The organism is Streptomyces sp. NBC_00258 (assembly GCF_036182465.1).
In the GTDB taxonomy this organism is placed as follows: domain Bacteria; phylum Actinomycetota; class Actinomycetes; order Streptomycetales; family Streptomycetaceae; genus Streptomyces.
In genome coordinates this window covers 9,256,102-9,273,906 of record NZ_CP108081.1, presented here as the reverse complement: position 1 = coordinate 9,273,906, position 17,805 = coordinate 9,256,102, and the positions used below count along the sequence as shown (strand labels likewise).

The following is a 17,805-nucleotide window of genomic DNA, read 5'->3' as shown; positions in this document are numbered from 1 at the left end:
TGCGGATGCGAATGGGGGACGCCCGTGTCCGAAGAGCCGGGTAGTGAACGAGTGATCGCGGGGCGCTACCGTCTGCTCTCTCCGCTGGGCGAGGGCGGGATGGGGACGGTGTGGCGCGCCCGTGACGAGGTGCTGCACCGCGAGGTAGCCGTCAAGGAGGTACGGGCCCCGGGCGGACTGCCGGGTCCTGACGCCGAGCGGATGTACGCCAGGCTGGAACGCGAGGCGTGGGCGGCCGCCCGGGTCGCCAACCGCAATGTGGTGACGGTCTACGACGTGGCCACGGAGGACGGGCGCCCGTGGATCGTGATGGAGCTGATCCGCGGGATCGCGCTCTCCGATCTGCTGGACGCCGAGGGCCCGTTGTCTCCGCAGCGCGCCGCGCACATCGGAGCGGAGGTGCTCGCCGCGCTGCGTGCCGCGCACGAGGCGGGGGTCCTGCACCGGGACGTGAAGCCCGGCAACGTACTGCTGTCGAACGACGACCGTGTGGTCCTCACCGACTTCGGGATCGCCACGGTCGAGGGCAGTTCGGCGCTCACCATGACCGGTGAGGTCATCGGTTCGCCCGAATTCCTCGCCCCGGAGCGGGCGTTGGGACGTACACCAGGACCCGAGTCCGACCTGTGGTCGCTCGGTGTGCTCCTCTACGCGGCGGTCGAGGGCAACTCGCCGTTCCGTCAGAACACCCCGCTGAGCACCCTGCGGGCGGTCGTGGACGAGGAACTGCCGCCGCCCCTCCGCGCGGGCCCGCTCACCCCGGTGATCGAGGGCCTGCTGCGCAAGGATCCGGCGGACCGTGTGTCGGCCGAGGACGCCGAACGGGATCTCCGGCTCGTCGCGGCGGGCGGCACACCCCAGACGGGCAGCGCCGCCTACGCGCCGACGATCGCGGCGCTGCCGCAGCCGGCCCCGACCCCGTCGGCCCCCACTCCCGCATACACACCGCCCGCCTACACACAGCCCGCCTACTCGCCCCAGCAGGCTCCGTCCGCGACGACCACCACGGGGCCCGCCCATCCTCGGCGCGCGACGATCGTGGTGATCGCGGGACTGGCCGCGCTGGCGATCGCGCTCGCGGGACTGACGTACGCCCTGGTCAACCGGGACAACGGAGGCGGCGGGGACGACACCACCAACAGCGGGTCGAACACCGGCGGCTCGACGGGCGGCGGTGACAACGGCGGGAGCAGTGGGGGCGGCACGGACGGCGGCTCGACCACGGAGAGCTCCGGCTCGAACGGCAGCGACGGCGGTTCGACCACCGGCGGCGGCCAGACCACCAAGCCGCCCACCCAGTCCGTGAAGGTCACGGTCTCGGGCTCGCACACCGACTACACCGGCGCCTGCCCGCCGCCCGACGCCGAGGCTCCGACCTTCACGGCGACGTTCACGGTGACGGTCGTGCCGGCGGACGTGGAGTACCGCTGGGTGACGGAGTCGGGTGAGGTGTCCGACCCGGGCTGGAAGACCCTGTCGTTCCCCGCGAACGGCGGGAAGACCAAGCAGAACTCGGTCATCGTGACGACGTACGACGCGTCGGGGACGTACGAGAACAAGATCGGCGTGGAGGTGCGCAGTCCCGAGGAGACGAAGTCGGAACAGGTGCCCTTCTCGGTGACGTGCGAGACGGAGGCCCCGACGGGCGGGGCCTCCTCCGACGATCCGCAGGCGCTCGCGCCGAACGGAGCGGTCGGGCCTCGGCAGTGATCAGTCCGAGGCGTTGAGGACGGGCAGATAGCCACCCGACTGGCCGGAGGCCGTCGGGTGGTACGACTCGCCGATGTTCAGCCAGTTGACACTGTGCAGCCAGGCGCTGCCGGAGCAGATCTCATGGCCGGTGAACGTGGGGCGTACGTCGCCGAAGGTGAAGCCGTGGTCGGCGGCCCGCTTGGCGATGGCGCTGTCCAGGTAGTCGGCGGCGTTGTTGATGGCGGCCCGTTCCGTCTCGGAGAGGCCGGCCAGGCAGCTGCCGCCCAGCTTGTAGAACCGGGGATAGCCCAGCACGACCACATGGGCGGCCGGGGCCTTCGCGCTGATCGCCGAGTAGACCGAGTCGAGCTTGCCGGGCAGCGTCGAGTCGACGTACGCCTTCGCCGTGTTGATGCGGGCGACGCAGGCGCTCTCGGACTGCAGGACACAGGTCGTCATGACGTCGGAGAAGCCCGCGTCGTTGCCGCCGACGCTGATGGAGACGAGGCCGGTGCCGGAGCCGAGCGGGCCCAGCTGGTTCGCCAGAACATCACCCGTACGAGCGCCCGAGCAGGCCGTGAAACTGAACGACGAGGGTGAATGGGCGGCCGCCCAGAGGTAGGGGTAGGCCTTCGTGCTGCGCTTGCAGTCGCCGCTGGAGCCGATGTAGCTGCCCGCGCCGACACCGGACGAATAGGAGTCGCCGAGGGCCACATAGCCCGTGGCTGCTGCTTGCTGGGACGCCTGGGCCGCCGTTGCCCCGGTGAGGGCGAAGGCGGTGGCGAGGAGGAGCGAGGTCACGTATGCCGTAAGTCGGGAACGTCTCATGGAACCTCCCTTTAGCAGGATCTCTGCCGTAACTTTCGTAGCAGCTACGCGTGTTGACAGGAAGTGTCCATGCCAAGACTTTTCCGGACCTACCGGATCCTCCGCTGTGCGTTCACTGTGCGTTCGATTGCGTGTCCATGACAGGCGCGTGACAAAGCGTCAACTCCCTTGAGCTACCCCCGTAGATCGATCACGCTGATGTCTCGACCGGTAGCGGAACGCAACGCTCCTGGTTGTGCGTGCGATCACGCGCGCACCCCCCACAGACGTGCGCCCCACCCAGGCGCACGCCGCCTATGAGGAGGACTCCCTCGCATGGCACAGCTGCGTAGCAAGAAGATCCGGATCGCCGCGATAACCTCCGTGGCGACCGCCGCCCTGCTCGGCGCCGTCACCGCGCTTCCCGCCCAGGCCGCGCCGGCCGAGGGCCGGGTCCTCGCGGCGGGCTCCCCCACCGCCGTCAAGGACAGCTACATCGTCACGCTGAAGAAGGGCGTCGACTTCAAGGCCTCGTCGGCCGAGGGCAAGGGTCTGATCAAGGAGTACGGCGGCACGGTCAAGAAGACGTTCGGCGCCGCACTGAACGGCTACACGGCGACCCTGTCCGCGGCCGAGGCCAAGAGACTGGCCGCCGACCCGTCGGTGGCCGTGGTCGAGCAGAACCAGACGGTGCATGTCACCGACACCACGCAGTCCAACGCCCCCTGGGGCCTGGACCGCTCCGACCAGACGTCACTGCCGCTCTCCGGCACGTACACCTACCCGGACTCGGCGGGCAGCGGGGTGACGGCGTACGTCATCGACACCGGCGTACGCATCACGCACTCGCAGATCAGCGGCCGGGCCAGCTACGGCTACGACGCCGTGGACGGCGACACCACCGCCTCGGACGGCAACGGTCACGGCACGCACGTCGCCACGACCATCGCCGGCTCGACCTACGGCATCGCCAAGAAGGCGAACATCGTGGCGGTCCGCGTGCTCGACAACGCGGGCTCCGGCACCACCGCCGGCGTCATCGCGGGCATCAACTGGGTGACCCAGAACCACAGCGGTCCCTCGGTCGCCAACATGTCGCTCGGCGGCGGCGCGTCCACCACGCTGGACACCGCGGTGGCCAACTCCATCGCGAGCGGCGTGACGTACGCGGTCGCGGCGGGCAACAGCAGCGCCAACGCCTCCTCGTACTCCCCGGCCCGCGTCGCCTCGGCGATCACGGTCGGCGCCACCACCAGCACGGATGCCAAGGCCAGCTACTCCAACTTCGGCTCGGTCCTGGACATCTTCGCCCCCGGTTCGTCGATCACGGCGGGCTGGTACACCAGCGACACCGCGACGAACACCATCTCCGGTACGTCGATGGCCACCCCGCATGTCGCGGGCGCGGCCGCCGTCTACCTGGCGGGCCACACCTCGGCCACCCCGGCCCAGGTGGCCACGGCCCTCGTGAACGGCGCCACCACCGGCAAGGTAACGAGCCCGGGCACGGGTTCCCCGAACCGCCTCCTGAAGATCGTCCCGTAACACGTGCGCCGTTCCCCGCGCCCCTTTCAAGGGGCGCGGGGAACGGCGCAATCTTTTGTCGGAGGGCGCGGCCGGCTTCTTCGGGGCGGCGCGGGCCGACTCCACAGGGGCGCGGGGAACTGCGCAATCTTTTAGGGGGCGCGGGGAACGGCGCGACCAGCCACAACGCCGCCGCAGCCAAACATCAACGGCGCCCTCATCTTGACGCCCCCCGCACCGCTGGGCCACATTGAAGCCCGGCATCCGGCGCGTCGGGGGGCAAAGTCGCCAATGCAGACCTTACGTAGCAAGCCATCTTCATCGGACCCATCTCCATCGGGTGGTGACGAGCGGTTGGACCAGGATCCGGGGAGGGACCTGCTCCCCCTGCTCGCAGGCGCCGCCGCGGCCATCGCCGGCGTCGGAGCCGTCCTGGCCCTGACCGACGTGGACTCGCCGCTGCGCGCCCCGTTCGCGCTCTTCTTCCTGCTGGCCGCTCCGGGAACCGCGGTCGGAATCGCACTGCGCGGCATGGAACCGTTCGGCCGCACCATTGCGTCTCTGTCAGCAGCAGTAGCTCTCAACCTTCTGGTCGCCCAAGGCATGCTCGCGGTGCACCGGTGGTCGGTCCGTGGCGGAATCGCGGCCGTGGCCGCGCTCAGCTCCCTCATTCTCCTGCTGGTCCTGGTACGGCGGTTCCGTGGCCGTACGGTGAGAAGACGGGCTTCCTGACGTGAACATCAGCGTGTACCGCCCCGGCGAACTCACCGCCGCCGACCGGGCGGCGTGGTCGGCCCTTCAGTCGAAGGCCCATCTGCACGGCTCACCGGAACTCGCCAACCCGTTCCTGTCACCGGAGTTCACTCTCGCCGTCGGACGCTGCCGACGCGGCGTACGGATCGCGGTCGTCCGGGAGAGCGGCGAACCGGTGGCCTTCTTCCCGTTCCAGAGAACCACCACCGGCGTCGGCCGGGCCGTCGGCCTCGGCGTCTCCGACTGCCAGGGCCTCGTCCACGGGCCCGGCTTCACCTGGGACGCACGGGAGCTGCTGCGGGCCTGCGGGCTCGCGGTGTGGGAGTTCGACCACCTGGTGGAAGGCCAGGAGCCGTTCGAGGCCGAGGCCTCCGGCACCTTCCCCTCCCCGGTCATGGACGTCGACCGGGGGTACGAGACGTATCTCGCCGAACTGCGGGCCCGGTCACCGAAGTTCACCCGGACCACGCTGGCCAAGGACCGGAAACTCGGCCGCGATCACGGCGAGGTCCACTATGTGCACGACGAGCGTGATCCCAAGGCGCTGCTCACGCTGATGGGATGGAAGTCGGCGCAGTACCGCAGGACCGGACGCAGCGACCGCTTCGCGCAGCCCTGGATCACCCGGCTCACGCACCAGCTCTTCCACACCCGTTCCGAGCCGTTCGCCGGAATCCTGTCGGTGCTCTACGCGGGCGGCAAGCCGATCGCCGCGCACTTCGGACTGCGCTCCGGGCGCGTCCTGGCGTGCTGGTTCCCCGCGTACGACCCGGCGTTCTCCAAGTACTCCCCGGGCCTTGTCCTGCATTTGCGCATGGCCGAGGCGGCTGCCGCCGACGGCATCGCCTATCTGGATCTCGGCCGGGGGCAGAAGGAATACAAGGACTCCCTGAAGACACGCGAACTCGCCGTGTCCGAGGGGTTGGTCACGCGCCGCCACCCTGTGGCGCTCGGGCACCGGGCGCGGCGCGCCCCTGTCCGGGCGCTGCGGAACGCGGTGCTGTCTCGGCCGGAGCTGTTCGAGCCGGCCGACAAAGCGCTCAAACGGATGGGAAAAATCCGCTCGGGCCGTTAGGTAACGTCCAAATCAACAAAAATGTGAGGCCACGTTCCAGGCCTTGCCATATCGTCTCAATCATCAATACCGTCGTACATCCACCCGCATCGGACCATCATGCACATGCGATTCAGGGGAGGGCTCAGGATCGCGAAGAGGGCCCGGCGCGGGGCGCGGTAGGGGGGTGCCGTGCTCGGTGACCGCTTTTGTGCCGAGTGCCGCCGCGCGACCGACCCAGCCAGTCGGCCAGCTTTGCCAGCTCACCCGGCTTGCACGGAGATCGATTTCGGCATGCCGTAAGTGACAAAACCCCCCTTTCGAACCGGACAAAATGCCGGACCGCCCAGGGGCGGGCGGTCCACCGGACGAGAGGGATCAGACTCATGAGTTCTGTTGTGCGCCCGGCGGTTTCGGGCCAGGATCCGTTCACGGTCGGCAAGTACCGGCCCATATCGACTCACCTGGCCATAGCGCCTCCGGTGAGCGTCGTGATTCCCGCCATGAACGAGGCGGAGAATCTCCCGTACGTCTTCAAGACATTGCCGGGATGGATCCACGAAGTGGTTCTCGTCGACGGCAATTCCACCGACAACACCGTCGAAGTGGCCCGCGAACTGTGGCCCGACGTCAAGGTCGTCAAGCAGGTCGGCAAGGGCAAGGGAGACGCCCTGATCACCGGGTTCGCGGCCTCCACCGGCGACATCATCGTCATGGTCGACGCGGACGGCTCGGCCGACGGCCATGAGATCGTCAGCTATGTCTCCGCGCTGGTCTCCGGGGCGGACTTCGCGAAGGGGTCGCGGTTCGCCAACGGCGGCGGCACGGACGACATGACGCCGATCCGCAAGCTCGGCAACTGGGCGCTGTGCACGGCCGTCAACCGTAAGTTCGGCGCCCGCTACACCGACCTCTGCTACGGCTACAACGCCTTCTGGCGGCACTGCCTCGACAAGATCGACCTCGACTGCACCGGCTTCGAGGTGGAGACCCTGATGAACATCCGGGTGGTCAAGGCGGGGCTCAAGGTCCAGGAGATACCGAGCCACGAGTACCTCCGGATCCACGGCTCCAGCAATCTGCGTGCCGTGCGGGACGGGCTGCGGGTGCTCAAGGTGATCCTCAAGGAGCGCTCCAACCGGCGCTCGCTGCGCCGTCGTCCGCACGCCGTGGCACTCAACTCCGGGCCGGGAGAGGTGTCTTGAGAAACCTGGACATCTCCGTGGTGGTCTGCGTCTACACCGAGGACCGCTGGGAGGACATCCTCGCGGCGGTCGACTCGGTGCTGGCGCAGTCCAGGCCTGCCCTGGAGACGCTCCTGGTGGTGGACCACAACCAGGCGCTCCTGGACCGGCTGTCGAAGGAGTACAAGGAGACCGAAGGGGTTCGGGTGCTCGCCAACGCGGGCCCCCGGGGCCTCTCCGCGGGCCGCAACACCGGCATCGCCGCCTCGTACGGCGACGTCATCGCCTTCCTCGACGACGACGCGGTGGCCGAGCGCGACTGGCTGCTCCACTTCGCCGAGGGGTACGAGGATCCGCTGGTCATGGCCGTCGGCGGCCGTACGATGCCGATCTGGGCGTCGGGCCGCCGGCCTGCCTGGTTCCCCGAGGAGTTCGACTGGGTCGTGGGCTGCACGTACAAGGGCCTGCCACCCGGCCGGGTCCAGGTGCGCAACGTGCTCGGCGGCAACGCCTCGTTCCGGCGCAGCGCCTTCGACGCGGCGGGCGGCTTCGCGACCGGCATCGGGCGCGACGGCGACAAGCGGCCGCTGGGCTGCGAGGAGACGGAGCTGTGCATCCGCCTCACGCACGCCCGGCCGGAGGCGATCCTGCTGATCGACGACCGTGCGGTGATCCACCACCGGGTGCCCGAGGCGCGCGAGCACTTCGCGTACTTCCGTACGCGTACGTATGCCGAGGGTCTGTCGAAGGCGCTGGTCGCGCGGAGTGTGGGCGCCGGCAAGGGCCTTGAGTCCGAGCGCCGTTACACCACGCGTGTGCTGCCCGCCGGAGTCGCGCGCGGGCTGCGTGACGCGCTGCTCGCCCGCCCCGGCGGCGCGGGCCGGGCGGCCGCCATCGTCGCCGGAGTGGTGACGGCGGCGGGCGGGTACGTACTCGGCAGCGTCCGGGCACGCAGGGGTGGGGCCACGTTCTCGGTCGTACGGATCGAGGGGGCAGCACGATGAGTGATCCGAGTGATCTGCGTGATGCGCGGGATCCGCGTGATGCGCGCGTGCCGATTCTCATGTACCACTCCGTCGCGACCGCGCCCAACGACGCGACCCGGGCACTGTCCGTGGCGCCCGAGGCGTTCACCGAACAGATGGCGCTCCTCGGCGACCTGGGGTTCACGCCGGTCAACACCGCCGCGCTCGCGGAGTGCTGGCGTGCGTCGAAGCCGCTGCCGAGACGGCCCGTGCTGATCACGTTCGACGACGGCTACGAGGGCGTTCACCGGCACGCGCTGCCCGTGCTCGCCGAGCACGGTTTCGCGTCCACGCTGTTCGTGTCGACCGGCTGGCTGCGCGGGGCGTACGACACCGGGGGCGGCCTCGACGAGATGCTCGACTGGGACCAGGTGCGCGCACTCGCGGGCGCGGACGTCGAGATCGGCGGCCACAGCCACACGCATCCGCAGCTGGACCAGCTGACCGACGAGGCGCTCTGGTTCGAGCTGCTGCGCTGCCGGGAGATCGTCGCCGACGAACTGGGCGTGCGCCCGGCGTCGTTCGCGTACCCGTACGGCTACTCCAGCGGCCGGGTGCGCCGGATCGTGCGCGAGGCCGGGTTCGCCCAGTCGCTCGCCGTCGGCAACAGCCTCGCCCGGCGCCGCCAGGGGCCGTACGCGCTGCGACGGGTCACCGTGCGCCGCAGCACCGGTATCGAGGAGTTCGAGCGGCTCGTGGAGGGCCGCGCGATCGCCCGTACCTTCGCCAGGGACCGCGCCCTCACCAAGGGGTACGCCGTGGTCCGCAGAGCACGACAGGTTCGCCGGAAGGCCATCCGTTCCCGTGTCTGACACGACCACGGCCCAGGCCGACACTCCCACGCCCGAGGCACCCGAGCGGTCCGGGCGCCGCCTTCGCCTGCCCGGCCTCGGCCGGTCGTCCGGCGGCAGCCCGCTGTTCCGGAACGCCTACGCCCTGATGCTGAACACCGGGATCTCCGCCGTGCTGGGGCTGGGCTTCTGGCTGGCCGCCGCCCGGTACTACTCCGAGTCGGCGGTCGGCCAGGGCTCCGCCGCGATCGCCGCGATGAAGCTCCTCGCGGGACTCACCGCGGTGACGCTGACGGGCGCCCTCGCCCGCTTCATCCCGGTCGCGGGACGAGGCACCGGACGGCTGATCTTCCGCACGTACGCGGGCAGTTCGGTGGTCGTGGCGCTGGCCGCGGGCCTCTTCCTGCTCACGCTGAGCCTCTGGGGTTCCTCGTACCGCTTCCTGCACAGCCCGCTGATCGCCGTCGGTTTCGTGGGGGCCGTAGTCGCCTGGTCGGTGCTGACGCTCCAGGACGGGGTGCTGACCGGGCTGCGCAGCGCGCTGTGGGTGCCGGTCGGCAACACCGTGTTCTCGGCGGTGAAGCTGGTGCTGCTGGTGGCGTTCGCCGCGGCGATCCCGACCATGGGTGTCTTCGTGTCGTGGGTCGCGGCCATCGCGGTGTCCGTGCTGCCGCTGGGCTGGCTGGTGTTCCGCCGCCTGGTGCCGCGGCATGTGAAGGCGACCGCGGAGCACACCGAGCCGCCCAGCACGAGGGAGATCGGGCGGTTCCTCGCGGGCGACTACACGGGCTCGCTGTTCTCGCTCGCGGTGGTGTACCTCGTGCCGGTGATCGTCGCCGCGCAGGTCAGTTCCACCGACAACGCGTACTTCTACATCACCACGACCATCGGCGGCACGGTCAACCTGCTCGCCATCAACATGGGCGCCTCGCTGACCGTCGAGGGCTCGCACGATCCGGCGCGGCTGGCCGCGAACACCCGGGCCGCGCTGCGCCGGATGGCGCGGATCATGCTGCCGGTGGCCGGTGTGCTGTTCTTCGGGGCGCCGTGGATCCTCGGCGTGTTCGGCCAGGGGTACGCGGACGCGGCGACGCCGCTGCTGCGCTGGTTCGCGGTCGGCGCGGTGCTGCGGGTCGTCATGGAGACGTACTTCGCGGTGCTGCGCGCCCAGAGCCGCACCTCCGGACTCGCCTGGCTGCAGGGCCTGCTGTGTCTGCTGGTGCTCGGCCTCACGGTGATCCTGCTGCCCCGCATGGGCCTGACCGGCGCGGGCGTCGCGGAGATCTCCAGCCTCGCGGTCATCGTGGCGCTCGCCGCGCCGAGGCTGTACCGGATCGTCAGGACCGCGCCGGCCGACGCCGTGCCCGAGGGCGCGGCGCCCGACGGCGACCTGGCGGACCTGGGCGCCCGCGAGGTCCCCGCGTCGCAGCAGGGCAGGCCGAAGAAGGGGCGCGGCCCGGCCTGGGCGCAGCGCCTCGACACGGACACGCTGGCGCTCGGTGTGCAGCTGGACTTCGACCACCTGGAGCGGCGGCCCGACGTACGGCCCGGTCCGGGGACCCCGCCCGTCGGGACGCCGAAGGTCGAACGGCCGGAGCACCGCAGCGAGCCACGGCCGGACCACCGGCCGACCTGGGCGCTCAAGGCGCCCCTGCAACTGCCGCCCGCTCGTGTGGAGGTGGGCCTGCCCGTCGAGGAACGGGAACCCGGCTCCGAGACCTCACTCGGCCCGTCCGAGGTCGAGGTGGACGCCCCCTTCGAGTCGTCGGCGAGCAGGTCCGGGGACGAGTCGGAGGGCGTACGCGAACGGAGCGCGTCCGGCGCGTCGAGGGCCGTACGCGAGCAGCGCTCGTCGCGGCTCGCGCGTGAGACGGGCGGGCAGGAGACGGATGGGCGGTCCGGTCCGCCCGCGCCGCCGGTGTCCTGGTGGGAGCGGCTGCGGCCGACCCGGCTAGGGGTGGTGCTCGGCTGTCTGCTGACGGCCGCGCTGGTCCTGTACTGGGTCCCCGCGGCCGGACTCGGGGAGCGCGACCTCGACCGGATGGGCGGGCTCGGCCTGGTCTCCGTGCTGCCGACGCCGACACTGGTCGGGGCCGGTCTGCTGGTCACGGTGTTCGCCTCGCTGCTCTGGCTGGGCCGTGAGCACCGGGCCCTGCTGCTGGTCACACTGCTGGCCACCGTGGTGTCGCTGCACGCGCTGCCCGCGGTCATCGAGACCGAGCCGCGGTTCGCGACGGCCTGGCAGCACCTCGGGTTCATCGACTACATCGACCGGACCGGGTCCGCCGTGCCCGACCTGGACGCGCGCTGGAGCTGGCCGGGCTTCTTCGCGGGCGCCGCGTTCGTCGCGAAGGCCTGCGGGATCGACGACCTCACCGAGGTCATCCGCTGGTGGCCTACGGCCATGCAACTCCTCTATCTGGCACCGCTGTTCCTGCTCGTACGCCATATGCGCGCGAGCTGGCGGGCCAAGTGGACCGGCATCTGGATCTTCGTGCTCAGCGGCTGGGTGGGCCAGGACTACTTCTCGCCGCAGGGCTTCACGTACCTCCTCTACCTCGTCTTCGTGGCGATCCTGCTCGTGTGGTTCCGGGCGCCACGAGTGCTGTGGACGAAGGCGCGGCCCGGCGAGCTGGAGGTCGAGCCGACCGACCGGCGCCAACGGGCCGTACTGCTCATGGTGTTGATCGGGCTGTTCATGGCGACCGTCCCGGCGCACCAGCTCACGCCGTTCGTGATGCTGGGCGTCCTCGCGGTCCTCGTCCTGATCGGCCGCTCCGAACTGCGCGGCCTGCCCATCCTGTTCGCCGTCGTGGTCTCCGTGTGGATCGGCTTCCTCGCCGAGCCGTACTGGTCGGGGCACTTCGACGAGCTGTTCGGCGGGGTCGGCGGCGTGGGCAGCAATGTGTCCTCGTCGGTCTCCGGCCGTATCGGGGAAGGCAGTTCGAGCCACAAGCTCGTCCTCTACGCGCGTGTGGCGCTGGCCGGCGGTGTGATGGCGCTGGCCTGCTGGGGCTGGTGGCGGCGGCGCGACCACAAGTACCGCGAGCGGTCGCTGCTGGTCCTCACCTTCGTCCCGTTCCTCGGCTTCGGCATGCAGTCGTACGGCGGCGAAATGGCCCTGCGCGTCTTCATGTTCGCCCTCCCGGGGGCGGCCCTGCTCGCCGCACTCGCCCTCTTCCCGCGCACCGGCGTCACCGCGAAGGAACGGGACAAGGACCGGGTGAGCCTCGCCCCGCTCGCCGCCCTGATGGCGGGCCTCGTCCTGATGGGCGGCTTCCTGGTGGCCCGCTGGGGCAACGAGCCCTTCGAGCGGATCCGGCCGGGCGAGGTCGCCGCCATGGAGTACGTGTACGCGCACGACAAGCCGACCGTACGGCTGCTGTGGCTCAGCGACGACACGGTGAACAACGTGACGCCCTCGATGCCCTGGGGCGCGCGGGACATGGAGAAGGTGGAGTACCTGCCGACGCTGGCGCCACCCGACCCGGTCCTGGTGTCGGGCCTGGTCAAGTCCCTCAAGGACGCGGGTCCGAACTCGTTCCTCATGGTCAACCGCAGCCAGGTGACCTATCTCCAGCTGGACGTGGGCTACTCCAAGACCTGGGACACCCGGCTCGTCCACCACCTCGACACCCGGCCGGAGCTCCGCAAGACGTTCGCCAACGACGACGTGACGATCTACGCGCTGCGCAAACAGCCGGGCGGCAAGGTCGCCGAGCCCGACCCCGGTCCGATCGGCCCCCAGGTGACCTGGACACCCTGGTCGGTCGTCGGAGGCCTCGCGGCGATCGCCCTGATCGTGCTGCTGACGACCCGCGAGGTGGTGCGGGTGGCCGTCCGCCCGAGCGTGCGGCAACTGCAATGGCTCCAGGGCAGCTTCTGGTTCTCACTGCCATTGCTTGCGGTGCTGCTCGCATCGCTGATCCAGAGATTCCTGACGATGGCGTGAGGCGGGGCTTCGTGGCGATGGCGGGGTGGAGTGGGCGCGCCCCGTCAGGGGCGCGGAGAACTGCGCGACAAGCCACGACGGCCCCGCAGCCACCCCGAGACCCCACGACCCCACGACCCGAAGAATCACCGGCCGAACCACCGGACGGAGCAACTAACGGCGAAGCCACTTCACTTCGTACGCCCCCATCTCGAACCGCTTCCCGTCGACCTTCGCGCTGATCTCCCGGTCGAGGGTGTTCACGACGAGGAGGGCCTTGTCGTCGGCCAGGACCCGTACGTTGGGCTTGTCGTCCGCGGCGACGGAGACCTGCTCGTACTTGGTGCCCGGCGGGAACTCCTTGTCGAAGCGGGAGATGAGGTCGAGCATCGACAACGCCTTGCCGCCTCCGGCGCGGTCGGTCGGGGTCCACAGGCAGCCGGAGCAGGTGGCGCCCTTCTCGGTCTCCGGGTTCCAGTAGAAGGCGGAGGTCGTGCCGCCGCGGGCCATCGCGATCAGGCCTGAGGCCTGGACGGCGACGCGGTGCGGCTCGGACCAGCCGTCGCGGATGTCCTCGCCGTCGGCGGGCTCCACGTAGTACTCGGCCCACCACAGCGGCAGGTCACCGGTCTGCTCACGGACCCAGCGGCTGACGGCCGTGAACTTGTCGGTGGCCCCGAACTCGTCCGGCAGCAGGTCGTCGTCCTTGGTGTAGCTGGACCCGTCGACGACGACGAAGTCCGCGCCTGCCTTGTTCTTGTTCCAGTAGTCGAAGGCGTCGAGGATCCGCTGGTCCATGGTGCCCCAGCTGCCCCTCAGCGTCGTCGACGCGTTCTCCTTCTGGCGCGGGTCGAGGCTGTCCATCACCAGATAGGGCCCGCCGACCTCGATGTCCTTGTCGACCTTCTTGAGCGCCTTGTAGACGAGGTTGTACAGCTCGGTGTAGCCCTCGTAGTCCCAGCGGGCCTCGTCGTCGTTCCAGAAACCCTTGAACTCGTTCCAGACGATGAAGTGGCGTACGTCCGGATAGCGCTTGGCGACGGTCGCGGCGAGGGCGGCGTAGTCCTTGTAGTGGGCGCGGTCCGGCGCCGTCTCCAGCGCCGCCTGGCTCCAGTCGGTCTTGTCGGAGCCGGGTTTGCCGCCCTTCATCCAGTCCGGGGCGCAGCACAGCGTGACGACCGGCGTGCCGCCCGTCTCCCGGACGAAGTCGATCCGGCGGTCCATGTCCTCGAAGTCGTACCGCCCCTTGACCGGCTCGGGATTGTCCGCGCCCCAGCCCATGATGTGCTGGATCTGCGGCAGGGGCTGCTCGCCCAGGCGCTTCTCCACCCGCTTCGTGGCGGCGCCACTGCCCTCGTCCGCGCTGAACTGGGTGTGGGTGAAGCCCCAGCCCACCTCCGGCCTCGGCTCCGACGGGGGAACGGCCGGCGTGCCGTGCACCTTGTCACCGTCGCGGGTCGTGCCGGCCTCGCTTCCCGCGTCGCCGGGAAGTGTGTTGATCAGGGTCAGCACCAGGGCCAGAGCGGCCACGCCCACACCGAGCAGAGCGGTGAACCGCCACCGCCGAGCCCCCGAATTCCACCCATGACGTCCCATCAAGGGCAACAGTAACGGCGGGGGTCAGCCGTAGAACAGGTTCCGTCGACCACAGCCCTGTAACAGGACGGAGGGGATACACGGGGACCTCGGGGACCGGCCGACACGCAGTGACACATTTCCTCCGCCGTGCCCCCTTCGGTGCGCAACGCGGAAACCGGATGCACGGGTCGCCCACGTGACGGATCATGGCGGCATGTCTGCGAACCCACACGACGCTCTGCCGATCCGGCTCAACGTCGACGACAGCGACTCACCGTCGGACGTCGTCGACGCGCTGTTCCTCGGCCGCTTCGCGACGGGCGAGCAGCCGCACTCGCACTCGGCGAACATCGACCGCGTACGGTCCGGGGCCACGCTCCTCCCTCCTGAGGCACAGGTGCTGCGGTCCGCGCGCGACGACGACCGCAGCGCGACCCTCGCCGAGGGAGAGGGCTGGACGGTGCTGGTGTCGCGCTGGAACCGGGGCGCCGACATCACCGTCACCGCGACCAGCGCCGAGCTCGCCGAGAAGGTGCTCGGCCAGGCCACGGACGGCGCGGCCGACGAGCCCGAACCCCAGCCGGAGAACGTGACGATGGGGTTCTGGTACGTGTCGCCCCGGCGCGGACCGCACCGCACGACCCGCCAGATCTCGGCGGGTACGTGGGAAGAGGTGCGCGCCAACTACACGGCACCCGTGGCCGATGCGATGGACGGCCTGATGAAGACGACGCCCGAGGACATCGCGGGCCGTCTGCTGTTGCTGCACGGTCCGCCGGGTACGGGCAAGACGTCGGCGCTGCGGACGCTGGCGCGCTCGTGGCGGGACTGGTGCCAGGTGGACTGTGTCCTGGACCCGGAGCGGCTCTTCTCCGACGTCGGCTATCTGATGGACATCGCGATCGGCGAGGAGGACGGCACGGGCAAGGGCCGCTGGCGGCTGCTGTTGCTGGAGGACTGCGACGAGCTGATCCGCGGCGAGGCCAAGCACACGGCGGGCCAGGCGCTCTCCCGCCTGCTGAACCTCACGGACGGCCTGCTGGGCCAGGGCCGCAACGTCCTGGTGGGCGTCACCACCAACGAGGACCTTGAGCGCCTCCACCCCGCCGTCGTACGCCCCGGCCGCTGCCTCGCCCGTATCGAGGTCGGCCCGCTCACCCGCCACGAGTCAGCCGCCTGGCTCGGCACGGAAGAGGGCCTGCCCCGGGACGGCGCCACCCTCGCCGAGCTCTACGCCCTGCGCCGGGGCACCACCCCGACCTCGGTCCCGGACCAACGAGAGGGCGCGGACGCGGGTTTGTATCTGTAGAGCACGCGGCCCGTCACTCCGCCGCGACGGCGAAACCCGGCGCGGCGGATCCGGACGCACCCGAACTCGACACACGACGGGTCCACCTGGCCCGTCGCCCGCGCCACCGCCACTCCGACCGGCCGACCGCCAGCCGCAGCCGCAGCCGCCAAGCCAACTCCGCACACCAGGGCGCCCCTTCAGGGGCGCGGGGAACTGCGCGACCAGCCACAGCGATCCCGCAGACAGCAAACGACCGGCAGCATTCCAGGACGGCTCCAACGCCAACGCCAATCGTCAGCCGCAACCGCCAGCCTTCAACTGTCAGCCGGACGCCCCATACGCCGCGCGCAGCGCATCCCGGGCCGCGGCGACGGCGGCGGCCTCGGACAACCCGAGCCGCCGCACACGATCGGCATAGGCCTGCGCGGCGGACGCCGCTTCCCGCTCCGCCGCCGAGCCCGCGGCAGCGACGAACGTTCCGTTGCGCCCCCGCGTCTCGATGACCCCGTCCGACTCAAGAGCCCGGTACGCCTTGGCGACCGTGTTGGCGGCGAGGCCGAGCTCCTCGGCCAGCCCTCGCACGGTCGGCAGCCGGTATCCCACCGGCAGCGCCCCGGCCCGCGCCTGTTCGGAAATCTGGGCGCGCACCTGCTCGTAGGGCGCGATCCCCGCGTCGTCCTCGATGTCGATCTTCAGCGTCACGCAGTGATTGTCCCGCACCGGCGGGAAAATGAGAGGCACCCGGCCTCACCGCCCACGTAGCGTGCGACGTCATGACTGTGATCGTCCGCGACTTCCGCGCGGGAGACGCCGAGGGCTTCGCCCGTATCCGGCACCTGGCGCTCCCCTTCATGCTCTCCACCCCCGAGGCCATCACGTACGACGCCGCGAACGTCCATCCCGACGCCCACTTCCAGCCGCTGGTCGCGGAGGAGGACGGCGAACTCGTCGGCACGGCCCAGGTCGGCGTCGTGTACGACAGCCCGCAGCCCGGTCAGGGCTATCTGAACGTGTACGTGCACCCGGACCGCCAGGGCAGGGGTGCGGGCTCGCTGCTCGTGAGGACCGCCGAGGAGCGCCTCGCCTCCCTGGACGTGACCAGGTTCTTCGTCCGGGTCGTGGACGAGTCGGCGAACCGCGCCTTCGCCAAGAAGCGCGGCTACCGCCCCAGTCGCTCCGCGCACTTCCTCCGCCTGGACCTGGCGACGTGCACACTGCCGCCGCGCCAGGAGCCGCCCGCGGACGTCGAACTGCGCACGGCCGCGGACTTCGCGGACGACCCCCGCCCGCTGTTCGACCTGGACGCGGAGACGCTGCTGGACGAACCGAGCGACATCGCCCACGAGTTCACGGACTACGAGGCCTGGCTGAAGGAGACCTGGCACCATCCCCTCCTCAGCCATGAACTGACCTCGGTCGCGGTCGTCGACGGCCGCCCGGCGGCGTTCAGCGCCGCCCGTACCGACGGCGGCACCCGCTACGGCACGGTGATGACCGGCACGGCACGGGCCCACCGCGGCCGCGGCCTCGCCAAGCTCGCCAAGAACGACTCCCTGCACCGAGCCCGCTCCGCCGGCTTCACGGAGGCGTTCACGGCCAACGACGCGGGCAACAAACCGATGCTCGCGGTCAACAAGTGGTTCGGCTACGAGATCTGCGCCACGGAGGTGCAACATGTCCGCGAACTCGCCTGACGCCCCCCTCCAGTTGGACATCGTGCTGGTCAAAGCGGGCCGCATCAAGATCCGTTACCCGGCCGAGCTGCTGCACGACGACGGCACCCACGTCACCGTCCGAGCGGCCTGGGCCGGTGCCGGAGTCCGCGACTTCGGCTTCGTACGCTTCGAACCGGGCGACGTCTTCACCGAGCACTACTGGCGCGACCGCTGGTACGCGGTGAAGGAGGTCCGTGGTCCCGAGGGCGTGCTAAAGGGCTGGTACTGCGACATCACCCGCCCGGCCTCCGTGTCCGAGGGCGAACTGGTCGTCGAGGACCTCGACCTCGACCTGTGGCGCTCCGCGGACGGCAAGGCCGTACTGCGTCTGGACGAGGACGAGTTCGCGGAGAGCGGTCTGGAGACCACCGATCCGCAGGCAGCGGCCGCCGCCCGGTCCGCCCTGGACGAACTCGAACTCCGTGCTCGCGAGGGCGGCTTCGAGACACTGCTGGCCTAG

Annotated in this window: 14 protein-coding genes; 11 read left to right on the top strand and 3 right to left on the bottom strand. The window is 70.3% G+C overall.

Annotation, left to right across the window (positions count from 1 at the left end; all coding sequences use genetic code 11):
- Positions 1 to 24: 24 nt before the first annotated feature.
- Positions 25 to 1,710, top strand: coding sequence for a serine/threonine-protein kinase (locus OG718_RS41320; protein ID WP_328846597.1), 1,686 nt, complete (start codon positions 25 to 27; stop codon positions 1,708 to 1,710).
- Here the strand turns inward: OG718_RS41320 and OG718_RS41315 are convergent, their stop codons facing one another.
- Positions 1,711 to 2,520 (bottom strand): SGNH/GDSL hydrolase family protein, encoded by an 810-nt coding sequence (locus tag OG718_RS41315; RefSeq protein ID WP_143635856.1) that lies wholly within the window; start codon positions 2,518 to 2,520, stop codon positions 1,711 to 1,713.
- 315 nt (positions 2,521 to 2,835) lie between these two features.
- Here OG718_RS41315 and OG718_RS41310 point away from each other — a divergent pair, with 315 nt between their 5' ends.
- The 7 genes from OG718_RS41310 (at position 2,836) to OG718_RS41280 (ending at position 12,782) form a co-directional block, all read left to right on the top strand.
- A complete protein-coding gene (locus tag OG718_RS41310; protein WP_328846596.1) occupies positions 2,836 to 4,044 on the top strand; it encodes a S8 family peptidase in 1,209 nt (402 codons plus the stop codon).
- A 333-nt stretch (positions 4,045 to 4,377) separates the two neighbouring features.
- On the top strand, positions 4,378 to 4,755 hold the full coding sequence (locus OG718_RS41305; RefSeq protein ID WP_260694999.1) for a hypothetical protein: 378 nt from the start codon (positions 4,378 to 4,380) through the stop codon (positions 4,753 to 4,755).
- A gap of 1 nt (position 4,756) precedes the next feature.
- Complete coding sequence (locus tag OG718_RS41300; protein ID WP_143635860.1) at positions 4,757 to 5,851, top strand: GNAT family N-acetyltransferase; 1,095 nt, start codon at positions 4,757 to 4,759, stop codon at positions 5,849 to 5,851.
- 365 nt (positions 5,852 to 6,216) lie between these two features.
- Positions 6,217 to 7,035 carry a glycosyltransferase family 2 protein gene (locus tag OG718_RS41295; protein ID WP_306940790.1) on the top strand — a complete coding sequence of 273 codons (819 nt, stop codon included), beginning with the start codon at positions 6,217 to 6,219 and terminating at the stop codon, positions 7,033 to 7,035.
- On the top strand, positions 7,032 to 8,018 hold the full coding sequence (locus OG718_RS41290; RefSeq protein WP_143635866.1) for a glycosyltransferase family 2 protein: 987 nt from the start codon (positions 7,032 to 7,034) through the stop codon (positions 8,016 to 8,018). The genes OG718_RS41295 and OG718_RS41290 overlap by 4 nt, the downstream gene beginning before the upstream one ends.
- A complete protein-coding gene (locus tag OG718_RS41285) occupies positions 8,015 to 8,851 on the top strand; it encodes a polysaccharide deacetylase family protein (RefSeq protein ID WP_328846595.1) in 837 nt (278 codons plus the stop codon). The genes OG718_RS41290 and OG718_RS41285 overlap by 4 nt, the downstream gene beginning before the upstream one ends.
- Positions 8,844 to 12,782: a polysaccharide biosynthesis C-terminal domain-containing protein gene (locus OG718_RS41280; RefSeq protein WP_328846594.1), complete on the top strand. Its 3,939-nt coding sequence runs from the start codon at positions 8,844 to 8,846 to the stop codon at positions 12,780 to 12,782. The genes OG718_RS41285 and OG718_RS41280 overlap by 8 nt, the downstream gene beginning before the upstream one ends.
- A gap of 153 nt (positions 12,783 to 12,935) precedes the next feature.
- On the opposite strand, the gene OG718_RS41275 is transcribed toward OG718_RS41280, so the two are convergent.
- Positions 12,936 to 14,357, bottom strand: a complete 1,422-nt coding sequence (locus OG718_RS41275; protein ID WP_328846593.1) for a GH39 family glycosyl hydrolase — start codon at positions 14,355 to 14,357, stop codon at positions 12,936 to 12,938.
- 196 nt (positions 14,358 to 14,553) lie between these two features.
- On the opposite strand from OG718_RS41275, the gene OG718_RS41270 reads away from it, so the two are divergent.
- A complete protein-coding gene (locus OG718_RS41270; RefSeq protein WP_143635874.1) occupies positions 14,554 to 15,648 on the top strand; it encodes a DUF5925 domain-containing protein in 1,095 nt (364 codons plus the stop codon).
- Positions 15,649 to 15,951: 303 nt separating this feature from the next.
- Here the strand turns inward: OG718_RS41270 and OG718_RS41265 are convergent, their stop codons facing one another.
- Complete coding sequence (locus OG718_RS41265) at positions 15,952 to 16,332, bottom strand: GntR family transcriptional regulator (RefSeq protein ID WP_186001119.1); 381 nt, start codon at positions 16,330 to 16,332, stop codon at positions 15,952 to 15,954.
- 71 nt (positions 16,333 to 16,403) lie between these two features.
- Here OG718_RS41265 and OG718_RS41260 point away from each other — a divergent pair, with 71 nt between their 5' ends.
- Positions 16,404 to 17,324, top strand: a complete 921-nt coding sequence (locus tag OG718_RS41260) for a GNAT family N-acetyltransferase (RefSeq protein ID WP_328846592.1) — start codon at positions 16,404 to 16,406, stop codon at positions 17,322 to 17,324.
- Positions 17,305 to 17,805: a DUF402 domain-containing protein gene (locus OG718_RS41255; protein ID WP_328846591.1), complete on the top strand. Its 501-nt coding sequence runs from the start codon at positions 17,305 to 17,307 to the stop codon at positions 17,803 to 17,805. Before OG718_RS41260 ends, OG718_RS41255 begins: the two co-directional genes overlap by 20 nt.

Excerpts from the sequence above, each read along its gene's own strand:
- OG718_RS41260 (WP_328846592.1), top strand. The coding sequence starts at position 16,404 with ATGACTGTGATCGTCCGCGACTTCCGCGCGGGAGACGCCGAGGGCTTC.
- OG718_RS41285 (WP_328846595.1), top strand. The coding sequence starts at position 8,015 with ATGAGTGATCCGAGTGATCTGCGTGATGCGCGGGATCCGCGTGATGCG.
- OG718_RS41270 (WP_143635874.1), top strand. The coding sequence starts at position 14,554 with ATGTCTGCGAACCCACACGACGCTCTGCCGATCCGGCTCAACGTCGAC.
- OG718_RS41255 (WP_328846591.1), top strand. The coding sequence starts at position 17,305 with ATGTCCGCGAACTCGCCTGACGCCCCCCTCCAGTTGGACATCGTGCTG.
- OG718_RS41310 (WP_328846596.1), top strand. The coding sequence starts at position 2,836 with ATGGCACAGCTGCGTAGCAAGAAGATCCGGATCGCCGCGATAACCTCC.
- OG718_RS41295 (WP_306940790.1), top strand. The coding sequence starts at position 6,217 with ATGAGTTCTGTTGTGCGCCCGGCGGTTTCGGGCCAGGATCCGTTCACG.
- OG718_RS41275 (WP_328846593.1), bottom strand. The coding sequence starts at position 14,357 with ATGGGACGTCATGGGTGGAATTCGGGGGCTCGGCGGTGGCGGTTCACC.
- OG718_RS41315 (WP_143635856.1), bottom strand. The coding sequence starts at position 2,520 with ATGAGACGTTCCCGACTTACGGCATACGTGACCTCGCTCCTCCTCGCC.